The organism is Paraburkholderia kururiensis JCM 10599 = LMG 19447, assembly GCF_003986935.1.
Classification (GTDB): domain Bacteria; phylum Pseudomonadota; class Gammaproteobacteria; order Burkholderiales; family Burkholderiaceae; genus Paraburkholderia; species Paraburkholderia kururiensis.
In genome coordinates, this window is sequence record NZ_RJZE01000007.1 from 100519 (window position 1) to 113782 (window position 13264).

Below are 13264 nucleotides of genomic sequence, written 5' to 3' on the forward strand. Positions count from 1 at the left end.
GCAGCCGGCACCGGAGACAAGGAGACAGCGATGTTCCGTCGAGTCACGACGCGCGTTCTGCTGCTGTTGTGCGCGATGTACCTCATCACCTACGTTGACCGCGTCAACGTGAGCACGGCAGCGAGCCAGTTCGGCGCCGAGCTGGGTCTTACCCATACGCAGGTCGGTTTTGTCTTTTCCGCGTTCGCGTATCCGTATCTCGTGTTCCAGATCATCGGCGGGTGGCTGGGCGACCGCTTCGGGCCGCGCCGCACGCTCGCCGTGTGCGCCATCATCTGGGCCGGCGCAACCGTGCTCACGGGGCTCGCGGGCGGCTTCGTGTCGCTCGTGATCGCGCGGCTGCTGCTGGGTCTGGGCGAAGGCGCCACGTTCCCCACGGCCACGCGCGCCATGTCGAACTGGACCACCCCGGAGCGGCGCGGCTTCGCGCAAGGCATCACGCATGCGGCTTCGCGCATCGGCAACGCGGTGGCGCCGCCGCTCATCACGTGGCTCATGCTCGCCACGTCGTGGCGCGGTTCGTTCGTGGTGACGGGCGTGATCAGCTTCCTGTGGGCGCTCGTGTGGATCTGGTATTTCCGCGACGACCCGCGCGAGCATCCGCGCATCAGCAACGCCGAAAGCGACCGCCTGCCCGCCTACAGCGGCTTCAAGGAACGCAAGCCGGTGCCCTGGCGCGCGCTGGTGGGCCGCATGGCGCCCGTCACCCTCGTGTACTTCTGCTACGGCTGGGTGCTGTGGCTCTTCCTCGGCTGGATTCCGCAGTACTTCCTGCACAACTATCACCTGCAATTGAGCAAGTCGGCGCTCTTCGCGTCGGGCGTGTTCTTCGCGGGCGTGCTGGGCGACTGGCTGGGCGGTGAAGTGACCGACAAGATTCTCAAGCGCACCGGTCGCCCGCGTCTTGCGCGCAGCGCGATGGTGGCCATCTGCATGTTCGCGACGCTGCTCTCGCTCATGCCCATCATGCTGGTGCCGAACATGTCGATCACGCTCGCGGCGGTGTGCCTGAGCCTCGGCTTTTTCTTCAACGAAATGACCATCGGACCGATGTGGGCCGTGCCGATGGACATCGCGCCGAAGCACGCCGGCACCGCGAGCGGCGTGATGAACACGGGCTCGGCGCTCGCCGCGATCATCAGCCCCGTGGTGGGCGGCTGGATGATCGACGTGACGGGCAACTGGAACCTGCCGTTCATCGCGTCGATGGCGTTGATGGCAGCGGGCATCGTGCTCTCCATCGCCATGCGGCCGGACCGCCGGCTCGAAGAGCAGGCCGACGAAGCGATCAAGCCGGCAGCCGGGCTCGTCTGATTGCCGGCAGCCTGGTGGCATAGCGGCATAGGGAGACGCCATGAACGAAGCAGGCATTGTGGTTGAGCGTGACGGCTTCATCGCGACCGTCACGATCAACCGGCCGCACAAGTTGAACGCGATGACGAAGACGCTGTGGCGCGAGCTGGGCGAAACCATCGACGCGTTGTCCGCCGAAGACAGCCTGCGCTGCATCGTGCTGCGCGGCGCGGGCGAGAAGGCGTTTTCGCCGGGCAACGACATCGGCGAATTCGCTACGGACCGCGCAAACGTGGAGCAGGCGCGCGAGTACGGCGCGCTGATGCATCGCACGCTCGACGCGTTCGAGCGCTGCCGCCATCCGCTCGTCGCGATGATTCACGGCATCTGCGTGGGCGGCGGGCTCGAGATTGCGTCGATGTGCGACCTGCGCATCTGCGGCGAGTCGAGCCGCTTCGGTGTGCCCATCAAGAACCTCGGGCTCGTGATGGCGCACGCCGAACTCGCGGGGCTCGTGAAGCTGGCGGGCCCGGCCGTGGCGCTCGAAATTCTGCTCGAAGGGCGCATTTTCGGCGCGCAGGAGGCCCTGCAAAAAGGACTCGTCACGCGCGTGGTTGCGGATGCCGAAGTCACTGGCGAAGCCTGGGCGTGCGCCACGCGCATCGCCGAAGGCGCGCCGCTCGTCGCGCGCTGGCACAAGCAGTTCGTGCGGCGCGTGATGAACCCGGCGCCGCTCACTGCCGCCGAGCGCGACGAAGGCTTCGCGTGCTTCGGCACCGAAGACTTTCGCATCGGCTACCAGGCGTTTCTCGCGAAGACGAAGCCGGCATTTGAAGGCAAATGAGGCAAACGAGGCAAACGAGGTAGATGCCGCAAACGAGGCAAACGAGGCAAACGAGGGGACACGAGATGGCACAAAAAGCAGGCCCGCTGGCCGGCATGCGCGTGATCGAACTCGCGCACATCATGTCGGGCCCCGTGTGCGGCATGATGCTTGCCGACATGGGCGCGGACGTCATCAAGGTGGAGAAGGTGCCGGGCGGCGATGACTCGCGCCGCTTCGCGCCCATCATGGCGCACGGCGAGTCGGCGTCGTTCATGATCGTCAACCGCAACAAGCGCGGCATCGCGCTGAACCTGAAAACCGCGGGCGGGCGCGAGGTGCTGCAACGGCTGCTGGCGAGCGCGGACGTGGTGACCGAGAACTATCGCAAGGGCACCATGGAGAAGCTCGGCATGGGCTACGACGTGCTCAAGGCGATGAACCCCGGGCTCATCTACTGCGCGATCTCGGGCTACGGACGCAGCGGGCCGCTGGCCGACAAGGCCGGCTTCGACCTCATCGCGCAGGGCATGAGCGGCCTCATGAGCATGACGGGTGAGCCGGGCCAGGCGCCCATCAAGGCGGGCTCGCCCGTTACCGACATCAACGCGGGCATTCTCGCCGCGCTCGGCATCTGCGCCGCGTATGCCGAGAAGCAGCGCACGGGCCGCGGCCAGATGGTGGATACGTCGCTCTTCGAAGCAGGCCTGCAGCAGATGTACTGGGCCTTCGCCAACTACTTCGCCGACGGCACCGTGCTGCCCAAGATGGGCTCGGCCAACCCCACCAGCGCGCCGTATCAGGCGTTTCGTACGCTGGATGGCTGGATCAACGTGGGCGCCGCGAACCAGAGCAATTACGAGCGTCTGGTGAACGTGCTCGGCATGCCGGAACTGGCAAGCGACGCGCGCTTCAGCACCAACGCGGCGCGCATGGCCAATCGCGCGGCGCTCGTGGAAGTGCTGGGCGTGCGGCTCGCGCAGAAGACCACGGACGAATGGCTCGTCGCATTCGACGCTATCGGCTTGCCGTGCGGACCGGTGCTCGACGTGCCGCAGGTCGCCACGCATGAGCAGACGCTTGCGCGCGCAATGGTGGTGGAGTCTGACCATCCGCTTGCGGGGCGCACGCGTGGCATCGGTTTGCCGATCCACTTTTCGGCAGGGGACGAGGTGGATGGCGCCACGCCGGAACACGAGCCGATGCCGCGCTCGCGGCCTGCGCCACTCTATGGCGAACATACGCGTGCAGTGCTGCGCGAATATGGATTCGATAACGAGCGTATCGATGCGCTCGTCGCCGAGGGCGCCGTGCTCGCGCACGATGCGCAGCGGGCGGCGGCTTGAATCGCGCTCGCGCTGTGCTCTCGAATCCGTAGCGGAAATTCGGCTATTGGGGGCAGAGGCCGCGCACGCAGGGTGCCGCCTCGCCGTGCTCGGGCGAGAGGAGGTGCTCTAGGTCTATCCCGCCGCCTGAGCGCGTTACGCGCTCGCAGGCCGACTACCATGCAGACTCTCGCGCATCGTCCGGTGCGCGCTTTCCTTGTTACCGATCGAATCGGCCATTGCGATGAGTCTGCTGCTGCGTCTTCTCACAACCTTGTTGTTCTCGGCACGTCGGGGCCCACTGAACGTGCTGGATACCTGCGTCACGCCGTTTCGCGTGTGGCTCAACGACCTCGATGTGCTGCGTCACATGACGAACAGCCGTTACTTCGCGATTCTGGACCTCGCGCGCGTGGACCTGATGATCCGCAGCGGGCTTTTCAAGCGGCTCAACGCACGCGGCTGGTATCCGGTAGTCACGCTCGAAACGCTGCGCTTTCATCGCTCGCTCGAACTGGGCGAACGCTACGAAGTGGCGACGCGTGTGATCGGCTGGGACGAGAAAAACATCTTCCTCGAACAAGGTTTCGTGCGCGACGGCGCACAGGTTGCGCTCGGCGTTGTGCGTGCGCGCTTTCTCAAGCGCAGCGGCGGGACCGTATCCACCGCGGAGCTGATGGAGCTGGCCGGTATCACGCAGCCGTCGCCACCCTTGCCGGAATGGGTCCGGCAATGGAGCGCGGCGGAGGGCGGCATGGCGGTGAACCAGGCGGCGGCGCGCGAAGACGAGGAGACTGACGCAGCGTTCAAGGACGTCTGATCCCGATTTCCGATACCACGGGATGCCTGGCGCAATGCCTTCGCACGTCCGCCTTTACGACGGAAACGCGCGTTCCACCGCGCCCAGCGCACGGCGAATCAACTGATGCTCGACAGGACCGAGCGATTCCGTATGAAGCCGCTGCAACTCGCGCAAAACGATTGCCACTCTACGGGCGAGGTGTACGGATGTCGCGGGGAGCGGCCATACGTGCATGAGGTAAGCGAGCGGCACCACATGCCGGGTCTCGCACCAGCGGTCGAACAGCGCGGCGCAGCAGTCCTCGATTTCGCCGAGCACCATAGCGTCGTCGTGGGAAAGCTGTTCTGTTGCGGCCGGCAGCGCAACGCGTCTGTTGGGCTCGTGCAGGAATCGCGTTGTGCGCTTGAACGGATAGATTTCCGACATGACTGGAACCGAAAGGTGACGCAGAGTGGACGACGCGCTCGCCACCACGCGATGGCCGCCGATCGATGATCGTCGCGCAACGTGGCGTCTTGCCAGGACATTCATCGAGCATCGTAAATTTTTTCCGCTGGCGAGAGCGCGACCTGGCCGATTGAAACCATACCTCGGCGGTTTCTCGCCAACGTCGCCGCCACTCGACCCCGCGTCGTCGTGTCGTGACTCGCTGCGTGACGCTATCCGCCAACATCGTGGCGCGATCGGCCAGCCCTATATGGCTAGTGAAGCGCGTGCTTATGATGTGCCGCAATCGATGCAGGAAGCTGCGCAATGGCGGGCACACAGACCGTGTTCGTTGTCGCCTTGAACCTGCGTATTCATTGAACGGCTCGGCAGCGGCGAGCCATTGCGGGTACCGGCATGTTGAGTGCGTTGGTCAATCAGGCGTTGCGGCGCATTCGTCCAGGCAAGGCGCTCGCGCCCGATCTGGGCACGCTGGACGTACTTCTCTTTCTCGCGGAGCAGTGCGCGAATCTGATGCGCGGCACGGCGCTTTCGTTGCGTTCGCGCCGGCCTGTACCGTGCTTCGTCGGTCGACGCGTCAGATTGCGATTCGCACGCAAGGTCGAGATCGGACGGTACGCGGTCATTGGCGACGGCGCCATTCTGAGCGGACTGGGGCGCGACGGATTGCGCATCGGTGCACGCGCGAATATCGGCGCTTATACGCGGCTCGTGGTGGGCACCGATCTGCAGCGGCCCGGCGCTCACATCGTGATTGGCGAAGGCTGCGGCATCGGCGAGTTTTCGAGTGTGGGCGGCTCGGGCGGCGTCACCATCGGTCGCAACACGATCATCGGGCAATACTTCAGCGCCCACCCGGAAAACCACAATTTCGCGGACCTGACGCGGCCCATTCGCGACCAGGGCACGACGCGCAAGCCGATCGCCATCGGCGAGGACTGCTGGTTCGGCGCACGCGTGACCGTGCTGGGCGGCGTCACGATCGGCCAGGGCTGCGTGGTTGCCGCGGGCGCGGTGGTGACGCGCGACGTGCCGCCCTACTCGATCGTGGCAGGCATTCCCGCGCGCGTGGTCGGCAGCAGGCAGGGAGCAGAAGCCCATGCATGCGCTTGATCTCATCGTCGTACTGTATCGGCGCGATCCTGAGACATCCGAAACACTCGCCACACTCAGCCGGATCGACTTCACGAAGCTGGGCATCGACATCGAAGTCCATATCTGGGACAACGCGCGCGAGCAACCGGCGCCGCCCGATCCGGGCTTCCTGCCTTTTCCGTGGCGCTATTGGTCGTCGCCGGAAAACGAGTCACTCGCGAAGATCTACAACATGCTGGTCCGGCAGTCGAATCGCCCGTACGTCGTCATCTTCGATCAGGATTCGAGCGTCGATGCCGCGTTCTTTCGCGAGCTGACGGCGAGCATCGACACGTGCAACGCCGAAGTCTTCACTCCGCGCATCCGGCACGGCGATACGACGATCAGCCCGGGTTGCCTCAAGTGGATCAAGGGGTCTGCGCTCGCGCGGGTACGCGACCGCGCGCTTTTGCCGGCGAACTTCACCGCGATGATGAGCGGCATGTGCATCAGCCGCGCGTTGCTTACGCGCCTCGGGCCGCGACCATTCGACGAGCGGCTGCGGCTCTACGGCGTGGATACGCGCTTTTGCCGCGACATTGCGCGCCTCGGCTCGCGAGCGTGGCTCACCGGCGCGCATCTCGAGCACGACTCCGCATTGCGCAGCACGACGAATCCCGACGCAGCGTTGCAGCGTCAGATCTGGCTCTGGCAATCGTGGGTTCACGTCTTCGACCGCAATCTGATGGAGAAGCTCGCGATTCGCTGCTACGTGGTGTGGAAGGCGTGGCGCGTGTCGGCTGGCACCCATGCGCGCGGCCGATTCTTCCAGGTCGTTGCGGAGGTGTTTCGTTGAAGACGCCGCTAGCCATCGTCATGGTGCACCAGGGCGCAGAGCTGTACGGTTCCGACCGCAGCTTTCTTTCCGCACTGCGTGCACTGCGCGAGCAGCACCCCGATGCCTCCATCGACGTCGTGCTGCCCGAACCCGGGCCAATCGTCGATCACGTCGCGCGATATGCGAGCCGGATTCAGTACGACGAGAACGGTGTGTTGCGCAAGAAGAAGCTCAAGGCGCGACCGCTGGGTACGCTGGCGAACATGGCACGCGCGTGGCGACGCTATTGCCGCCTGTTCGAACGCTACGACGTTTGCTATGTGAACACCGTGGTGTGCGTCGCTGCGATTGCGGCCCTGCGTGGGCGGCGCGCCGGGTGCTACGTGCATGTGCGCGAAATACCTTCGCGTGTGGCGCTGCGCGTGTTCAGAGCGTTGTTGCGTTTCTCGCACGCTGCGTTGATCTACAACTCGAACGCGACGGCAGCGGCGTTTCGTATGCCGGGCACGGTGATCCACAACGGCGTCGAAGTGGCGGGCGACATTGCCCCTGCGCCGGTGCGTGGTGCGCGGCCGCTGCGGCTTGCCATCATCGGACGCATCAATCCGTGGAAGGGGCAGCAATTCGTGCTGGATGCGCTGCGCACGTTGGGCCGTGCTTTGCCGCTCGAACTGCGCATCATCGGCGACGTGTTTCCCGGATACGAGGCGGTGCTTGGGCAGTTGCGCGACACCGCGCACGCGTGCGCGCAGAGTGTCGAGATACATGGCTTCACGAATGACCCTGCGGAGCACTACGCATGGGCCGATTACGCGCTGGTGCCGTCGGTGTTGCCGGAGCCGTTCGGGCGTGTGGCGATAGAAAGCTTCGCGAGCGGCCGCCCCGTGATTGCAGCGGCCACAGGCGGCCTCACGGAGATCGTGACGCACGGCGTAACCGGCTTTCTGTTCGAGCCGAACAACGCGCAGGACTTGCTGCGCGTGCTCAAGCATGCACTGGCACTTCCCGACGACGACTACGTGCGGCTCGCGAATGCGGCCCGAGCGTGCTACGTGAACGGATTCACGGTGGAGACCTATATGCGCGCCATTGCGCAGACAGTACAGGCGCCCCACGCCACGGCAGCAGATGCATCCATTCCGCACGACGCCGTCGCGCTTCAGCGCGAATCTCGCTGACGAACCGGCGCTGGTCATGAAAATCACCTTCGTTCTGCCGCGTCTCATGCCACGCCCCACAGGCGGCGGCAAGATCGTCTATCAATACGCCAATGCGCTCGCCGAAGCCGGACACGAGATCGAGGTTCTGCATCCGCGCACGCTGTTTCTGTGGCGCTTCCGGCACACGCCGGCCGCACGGCTGCGTTCGCTCGCGGCTGACTGCGCGAAGCTGATGGGCGTGGGCGAGGCCATGGCCGGGCAGGGACACCGCGCCTGCGTGCCGTGGATGAAGATGCATCCCCGCGTGAAGATTAGCGTCGTGCCCGCGCTGTATCCGCGTTACGTACCGCACGCGGACGTGATCGTGGCGACGCTATGGCGTACCGCCGAATACGTGGAGCGTCTGCCGGCACGTAGCGGAGAGAAGTTCTATTTCATTCAGCATCACGAAACGTGGGCCGGCCCTGAGGCGCGCGTCAATCGCACGCTGCAATCGCGCATGAAGAAGATCGTGATCTCGGGATGGCTGAAAGACCTTGTGCACGAGCTATCTGGCGATACCGCCTGGCAGGTGCCCAATCCCGTCGATCACGCGGAGTTCTTCCTCACGTCTGCGCCCGCTCAGCGTGCCCGCACGGTGAGCATGCTGTATTCGCCGCACGCGTGGAAGGGTGCGGCAGAAGGCGTGGCCGCACTCGAACTGGCGAAGGCGTCGTTTCCCGATCTGCAAGCGGTGCTCTTCGGCACAGCCGCACGGCCGGACTTCCTGCCCGCGTGGATCGCGTATGTCCAGGACCCCGCGAGGCAGGTGCTGCGCGAGACCGTCTACAACGCGTCGTCCATCTATCTGTGCCCCAGCTGGAGCGAAGGCTGGGGGCTGCCGGCGCTGGAGGCCATGGCGTGCGGATGCGCCGTGGTCACCGCGGACAACGGCGGCACACGCGACTTCGTGATAGACGGGCAGAACGGTATCGTCGTGCCGCCGAAGTCGGCACAACCGCTCGCCGATGCGCTCGTTGCGCTGCTGGGCGACGACGCGCGGCGCACGGCCTACGCCGACCGTTCGGTGCGCCTTGCCCAACAGTTCACGCTGCAGGCCTCGGTGGAACGACTCGTCGATGCACTCTCGCAACGTTCGCCGGCGGTTGCGTCATGAGGGTGGGCGGGCAGGGGGGCGCGGGGCGGTTGTGCAAGACGTGGTCGACGTACGTGCCCTACGCGCTCGGAATAGGCAGCAACGCGGGGCTCAACATCGTGCTGCTCTCCCTGCTGACGCGCCGTCTTGAACCCACGCTGTATGGGGGCTACACGGTTGCAATCACGGTGATCGTGCTCGCGAGTTCCGTGGCGGGACAGTGGCTGCAGCAGGCCACGGGACGCTACCTCGCAGGCGCGAGCCGGCGCGCGGCCAGCTATGCAAAGGCGGCCGTGCTGCGCGGCGGCGGCGCGATTTTCCTGGGGCTTGCCGCGCTGTACGTGCTCGCGCGCGTAGCGCAGTGGCTCGATGTTCCGGACGGCGCGCTGTGGCCCCTCTGCGTCATCGCGATCGCCGCGCAAACGCTCTTCACGCTTGTCGGCACCGCATTGCAATCGGAGCAGCGCGCGTGGCCCTACGCAATCCAGCAGGCGGGCGCGAGTGCGTTGAAGATCGCTTTTTCGCTGCTCGTGTGTGGGATTGCGCCGAACGACGTCGGCGCGCTGCTGCTTGCCGTGGCCGCCGCGCAGTGCCTGGGCGCCGCGTTCGGTGCGTTGCGGGCGGGCCTCTTCGCCCGCGACGTGCGTGACAAGCTGCTTTCGCGCCGCACGCGCATGGTCTTTCACAAGCTGCGCGTCTACGGCGGCGCGATGACGCTGTGGTTCATCTTCATGAACCTCGCCATGTATTGCGACCGGCTGCTCGTTCGCGCACTCGCCGGGCCGGAAATGGCGGGCCTGTACGGTGCGGCGTCGACGCTCGTGGTGGGCTCGGTGAATCTCGTGATGGCGCCGATTCTTGCCGCCGCCTGGCCGCAGTTGATGGGCGCGTGGAACGCCAGGAACGAGCAGGCGGCAGCGCGCCAACTGGGCGACCTGCTCACGTGGCTGTTGTGCGCGGGCGCGGTTCTCGTTGCGCTCGTCGATGCTGTGGCCGTGCCGGCCACGCGCCTTTTTCTCGGCGACAAATTCGGCGCGGCGGCTACGCTTCTGCCGTTGCTGGTCGCTTCGTCGTTCTGCTTTTCGCTCGGGCCGTTCTTTCACAAGCCGCTCGAATTCAAGGAACGCAAGGCGGTGATGTGCACGGTTGCGGCGCTCGCATTGCTGTTGAACGGCGTGCTGAGTCTCGTGCTGACGCCGCGCTTCGGCGGCATTGGCGCGGGGTGCGCGGCACTCGCAGCGGGCGCTTCGTATTGCGCGGTGAGCGGGTTCGTCGGGCGCAGCATCGTGCCGTGCCGCATCCGCTTCGACTTGCTGGCCGCACTCGCGAGCGTGGCGGTGCTTGCGGCTTGGGCCACGCACCAACTGGCATGGTTGTGGCGCGATGCCGGCAAGTTCTGGGCATTGGTCGCGGCGAGTGGGATCTTTGCTGCGCTGTTTGCTTTTGCGGTAGCGGCTGTCTGGACTGCGAGCAGGGCGCGCCGCAGATTCCATGGCAGCGCGCTCAAGAGCCGGTAATACGGTTCACGGTTTGTTCGGCTTGAGCACTGCCGCGTGTCTTGCGGCGATGTTCGCGGCGGTACGCGTAGAGAGCGCCCGCCGCGAAGCCCAGCTCACTCGACTTGCGTGCTCGCGTGCTCGGCGTTCAACGCCACAGCACGATCCGCTTTCGAACGTTCCGCGCGTACGCGGGCGTCGAGCGCTGCGGCCGGTTGTGCCGCAACCGCAACCGCAGCAGCAGCCGTAACCGGCGAGACACGCGGCACGACCGCGACGTGCTGCCGGTCGGGTCGAGCATGACGGTCCAGTAGCGCCTCGTACTGCGCGAGCACGCTGTCCCAGCGAAACGCGCTGCGAAAGCGCTGCGCACTCGCAAGGCCCATGGCGCTCGCCGTGGCCGGGTCGCCGATCAGCGCGGAGATGTGCATGTCGCAATCGGCTTCCGTGGCGAAGAAGCGTGCGTCCGGGCCGGCTACCCAGCGATTGAAGACGTTGTCGTGTGCAATGACCGCGCAGCCTGCGCCCAGCGCCTCCACGAGCGAAGGATTGGTGCCGCCCACACGATGACCGTGCAGATAGAAGTTGGCGTGGTAGCGCAGCGCGCGTACGACGTGCTGGTCATAGATGGCGCCGGGGAACATGACTTCGTCGCTGGCGGCGTCGAGTACCGCACGCTGATACGGATGTGTCGCATCGTACTTGCCCAGCACGACGAGGCGTGCGCCGCGCGGTCTGCGCGAAAACGCGGTGACGATCTCCAGCACCGAGTTCTCCGGTTCGGGCCGCGCGATGACGAGTCCGTAGCGAACGTCTTCGAGGTCGAACGCTCTCAGCGGTACCGCGCTCATGCTCTCGATGGGGTCCGCACCGTAGGGGATGGTCGTGATCTTGCGGCGCTTCACGCGCGTGGCCAGATGCGCGGCGATGGCGGGGTGGTCGGCGATCAGATGGTTGCCGGCCCAGCATCCCACGCGCTCGTTGAGCCACAGCCACAGGCGTTCGTGCAGCTTCCACTTTTCGCGCCGCCATTCGAGGCCGTCCATGTTGATGATGTTCGTGATGCCTCGCCATCGCAGGTACGTGCAGAACACGGCCGTGTTGTAGCCGAGCGTGAGCACGAGGCCGGGGTCGCGGGCCGCCACGTCGCGAATGGATTTCCAGTCGAACTCCATGGTGCCGACGGCACCGGCGCGCGTCACCGGCACGATGATGCGGCGCACGCCTTGCCACGTGTCTTCGCTGATGTCTTCGTTGATCGCGCCTTCAGCCGCATCGCTCTGGCAATAGACCGTGACCTCCCAGCCGCGTTGTGTCAGGTAGAGCGCAAGGCGTTCCGCGAACGTCTCGAAGCCGCCGTGGCGCGCGGGAATGCCGCGCGTGCCGAGAATGAAAAGCTGTCTGACTGCCATGTCGTCGAACCCCGTCGTTATGCATGTGGCGATGCTGCGGTGAATGAGTTGCCTCGTGCAAAAGCGTATGCGAACAGAAATGGCAGATTCGGCCACCGTCTTCATCGATTCGGACAAACTGGGTGGATACCTCTTGCGGCAGCCGTGTGTTGCGCGAAGCCTTGATTGAAGGGCCGCTCGCGGGCCTGCGTGAAGAGCGGCGTGTTGCCGGATGATGTCGGAACGCGCCAACCATATGGCCGAATCCGATCAATCGGGAACCCTAACATAGCGATCCTCTGGCCTATGTTTTTCGTGCAGTGCGGCATCGCGGATCGGGGCATTCGTGTGCAGCCTGACAGCAAAGACACTGGGTAACACGCCAGTGCGGCAATCCCACACACCCGAGGGCACGACATGATCCTTGTGACCGGTGGCGCCGGCTTTATCGGAGCCAACTTCGTCATCGACTGGCTGGCGCGTCACGACGAGCCTGTTGTCAACGTCGACAAGCTGACGTATGCGGGCAATTACGAAACGCTGCGGCAAGTGAGCGACGATCCGCGCCACGTCTTCGTGCACGCCGATATTACCGACCGCGCGGCGCTCGACGCGCTGATGCAAACGCATCGTCCGCGTGCGGTGCTGCATTTCGCGGCCGAAAGCCACGTGGACCGCTCCATCCACCAGCCGGGCGACTTCGTTTCGACGAACGTGGTGGGCACCGCGACGCTGCTCGAAGCAGCGCGCGCGTATTGGGATGGCCTTTCCGGCGCGCAGCGTGAAGCCTTCCGGTTCCTGCACGTCTCGACCGACGAGGTCTACGGTTCGCTCGGCCCGCACGATCCCGCGTTCAGCGAAACCACGCCGTATGCGCCGAACAGTCCCTACGCGGCGTCGAAGGCCGGCTCCGACCATCTGGTGCGCGCCTGGCACCACACCTACGGCATGCCGACTCTCACGACGAATTGTTCGAACAACTACGGGCCGTACCAGTTTCCCGAGAAGCTCATTCCGCTGATGATCCAGCGTGCCTTGCGCGGCGAACCGTTGCCGGTGTACGGCGATGGCCTCAACGTGCGCGACTGGCTCTATGTGGGCGACCATTGCGACGCGATCCGCACCGTGCTCGCGCGCGGCACGCCGGGGCAGACGTACAACGTAGGAGGCTGCAACGAGCAGACGAACGTCGATGTCGTGCACCGCATCTGCGCGCTGCTGGACGCGGCGAAACCGCGTGCGGCGGGCAGCTATCGCGAGCAGATCGCCTATGTCACCGACCGCAAGGGCCACGACCGCCGCTACGCGGTGGATGCGACGAAGCTCGCACGCGAACTCGGCTGGCGGCCGCAGCAGACCTTCGCGAGCGGACTCGCGCGCACGGTGCAGTGGTACGTGGACAACGAAGCGTGGGTCGAGGCGGTGCTTTCGGGCGAATACCGGCGCGCGTACTTTTCCAATTCATTGGTGCAGGCATAAG

Annotated in this window: 12 protein-coding genes; 10 read left to right on the top strand and 2 right to left on the bottom strand. The window is 65.4% G+C overall.

What is annotated here, in order from left to right; all coding sequences use genetic code 11:
• The first annotated feature begins 30 nt into the window (after positions 1–30).
• The 4 genes from PKKP23_RS10250 (at position 31) to PKKP23_RS10265 (ending at position 4261) form a co-directional block, all read left to right on the top strand.
• A complete protein-coding gene (locus tag PKKP23_RS10250) occupies positions 31–1314 on the top strand; it encodes an MFS transporter (RefSeq protein ID WP_017772871.1) in 1284 nt (427 codons plus the stop codon).
• 40 nt (positions 1315–1354) lie between these two features.
• Entirely contained in the window at positions 1355–2137 is a 783-nt protein-coding gene (locus PKKP23_RS10255) for an enoyl-CoA hydratase/isomerase family protein (RefSeq protein WP_126876789.1), read from the top strand.
• A gap of 65 nt (positions 2138–2202) precedes the next feature.
• The gene (locus PKKP23_RS10260; RefSeq protein ID WP_126876790.1) at positions 2203–3462 is read left to right on the top strand and encodes a CaiB/BaiF CoA transferase family protein; all 1260 of its coding nucleotides are present in this window, start codon (positions 2203–2205) and stop codon (positions 3460–3462) included.
• Positions 3463–3658: 196 nt separating this feature from the next.
• Positions 3659–4261 carry a thioesterase family protein gene (locus tag PKKP23_RS10265; RefSeq protein ID WP_233425642.1) on the top strand — a complete coding sequence of 201 codons (603 nt, stop codon included), beginning with the start codon at positions 3659–3661 and terminating at the stop codon, positions 4259–4261.
• Between the two features lie 54 nt (positions 4262–4315).
• On the opposite strand, the gene PKKP23_RS10270 is transcribed toward PKKP23_RS10265, so the two are convergent.
• Positions 4316–4717: a hypothetical protein gene (locus tag PKKP23_RS10270; protein ID WP_126876791.1), complete on the bottom strand. Its 402-nt coding sequence runs from the start codon at positions 4715–4717 to the stop codon at positions 4316–4318.
• A gap of 369 nt (positions 4718–5086) precedes the next feature.
• On the opposite strand from PKKP23_RS10270, the gene PKKP23_RS10275 reads away from it, so the two are divergent.
• From PKKP23_RS10275 to PKKP23_RS10295, 5 genes are read left to right on the top strand one after another with little or no spacing between them, the layout of a single operon-like run.
• On the top strand, positions 5087–5803 hold the full coding sequence (locus tag PKKP23_RS10275) for an acyltransferase (RefSeq protein WP_126876792.1): 717 nt from the start codon (positions 5087–5089) through the stop codon (positions 5801–5803).
• The gene (locus PKKP23_RS10280) at positions 5790–6620 is read left to right on the top strand and encodes a glycosyltransferase family protein (RefSeq protein ID WP_126876793.1); all 831 of its coding nucleotides are present in this window, start codon (positions 5790–5792) and stop codon (positions 6618–6620) included. The genes PKKP23_RS10275 and PKKP23_RS10280 overlap by 14 nt, the downstream gene beginning before the upstream one ends.
• Positions 6617–7780 carry a glycosyltransferase gene (locus PKKP23_RS10285; RefSeq protein ID WP_126876794.1) on the top strand — a complete coding sequence of 388 codons (1164 nt, stop codon included), beginning with the start codon at positions 6617–6619 and terminating at the stop codon, positions 7778–7780. Before PKKP23_RS10280 ends, PKKP23_RS10285 begins: the two co-directional genes overlap by 4 nt.
• Positions 7781–7796: 16 nt before the next feature.
• Positions 7797–8918, top strand: a complete 1122-nt coding sequence (locus PKKP23_RS10290) for a glycosyltransferase family 4 protein (RefSeq protein ID WP_161978091.1) — start codon at positions 7797–7799, stop codon at positions 8916–8918.
• Positions 8915–10414: a lipopolysaccharide biosynthesis protein gene (locus PKKP23_RS10295; RefSeq protein WP_126876796.1), complete on the top strand. Its 1500-nt coding sequence runs from the start codon at positions 8915–8917 to the stop codon at positions 10412–10414. The genes PKKP23_RS10290 and PKKP23_RS10295 overlap by 4 nt, the downstream gene beginning before the upstream one ends.
• A 95-nt stretch (positions 10415–10509) precedes the next feature.
• Here PKKP23_RS10295 and PKKP23_RS10300 read toward each other — a convergent pair whose 3' ends face one another.
• The gene (locus PKKP23_RS10300; RefSeq protein ID WP_240658866.1) at positions 10510–11805 is read right to left on the bottom strand and encodes a DUF1972 domain-containing protein; all 1296 of its coding nucleotides are present in this window, start codon (positions 11803–11805) and stop codon (positions 10510–10512) included.
• Positions 11806–12201: 396 nt separating this feature from the next.
• Between PKKP23_RS10300 and rfbB the strand changes: the two genes are divergently transcribed.
• Positions 12202–13263, top strand: a complete 1062-nt coding sequence (gene rfbB, locus PKKP23_RS10305; RefSeq protein WP_126876798.1) for a dTDP-glucose 4,6-dehydratase — start codon at positions 12202–12204, stop codon at positions 13261–13263.
• The last annotated feature ends 1 nt before the right edge of the window (position 13264 follow it).

Coding starts and splice junctions, on each gene's coding strand:
- PKKP23_RS10250 (WP_017772871.1), top strand. CDS start 31: ATGTTCCGTCGAGTCACGACGCGCGTTCTGCTGCTGTTGTGCGCGATG.
- PKKP23_RS10255 (WP_126876789.1), top strand. CDS start 1,355: ATGAACGAAGCAGGCATTGTGGTTGAGCGTGACGGCTTCATCGCGACC.
- PKKP23_RS10260 (WP_126876790.1), top strand. CDS start 2,203: ATGGCACAAAAAGCAGGCCCGCTGGCCGGCATGCGCGTGATCGAACTC.
- PKKP23_RS10290 (WP_161978091.1), top strand. CDS start 7,797: ATGAAAATCACCTTCGTTCTGCCGCGTCTCATGCCACGCCCCACAGGC.
- PKKP23_RS10280 (WP_126876793.1), top strand. CDS start 5,790: ATGCATGCGCTTGATCTCATCGTCGTACTGTATCGGCGCGATCCTGAG.
- PKKP23_RS10300 (WP_240658866.1), bottom strand. CDS start 11,805: ATGGCAGTCAGACAGCTTTTCATTCTCGGCACGCGCGGCATTCCCGCG.
- PKKP23_RS10295 (WP_126876796.1), top strand. CDS start 8,915: ATGAGGGTGGGCGGGCAGGGGGGCGCGGGGCGGTTGTGCAAGACGTGG.
- rfbB (WP_126876798.1), top strand. CDS start 12,202: ATGATCCTTGTGACCGGTGGCGCCGGCTTTATCGGAGCCAACTTCGTC.
- PKKP23_RS10275 (WP_126876792.1), top strand. CDS start 5,087: ATGTTGAGTGCGTTGGTCAATCAGGCGTTGCGGCGCATTCGTCCAGGC.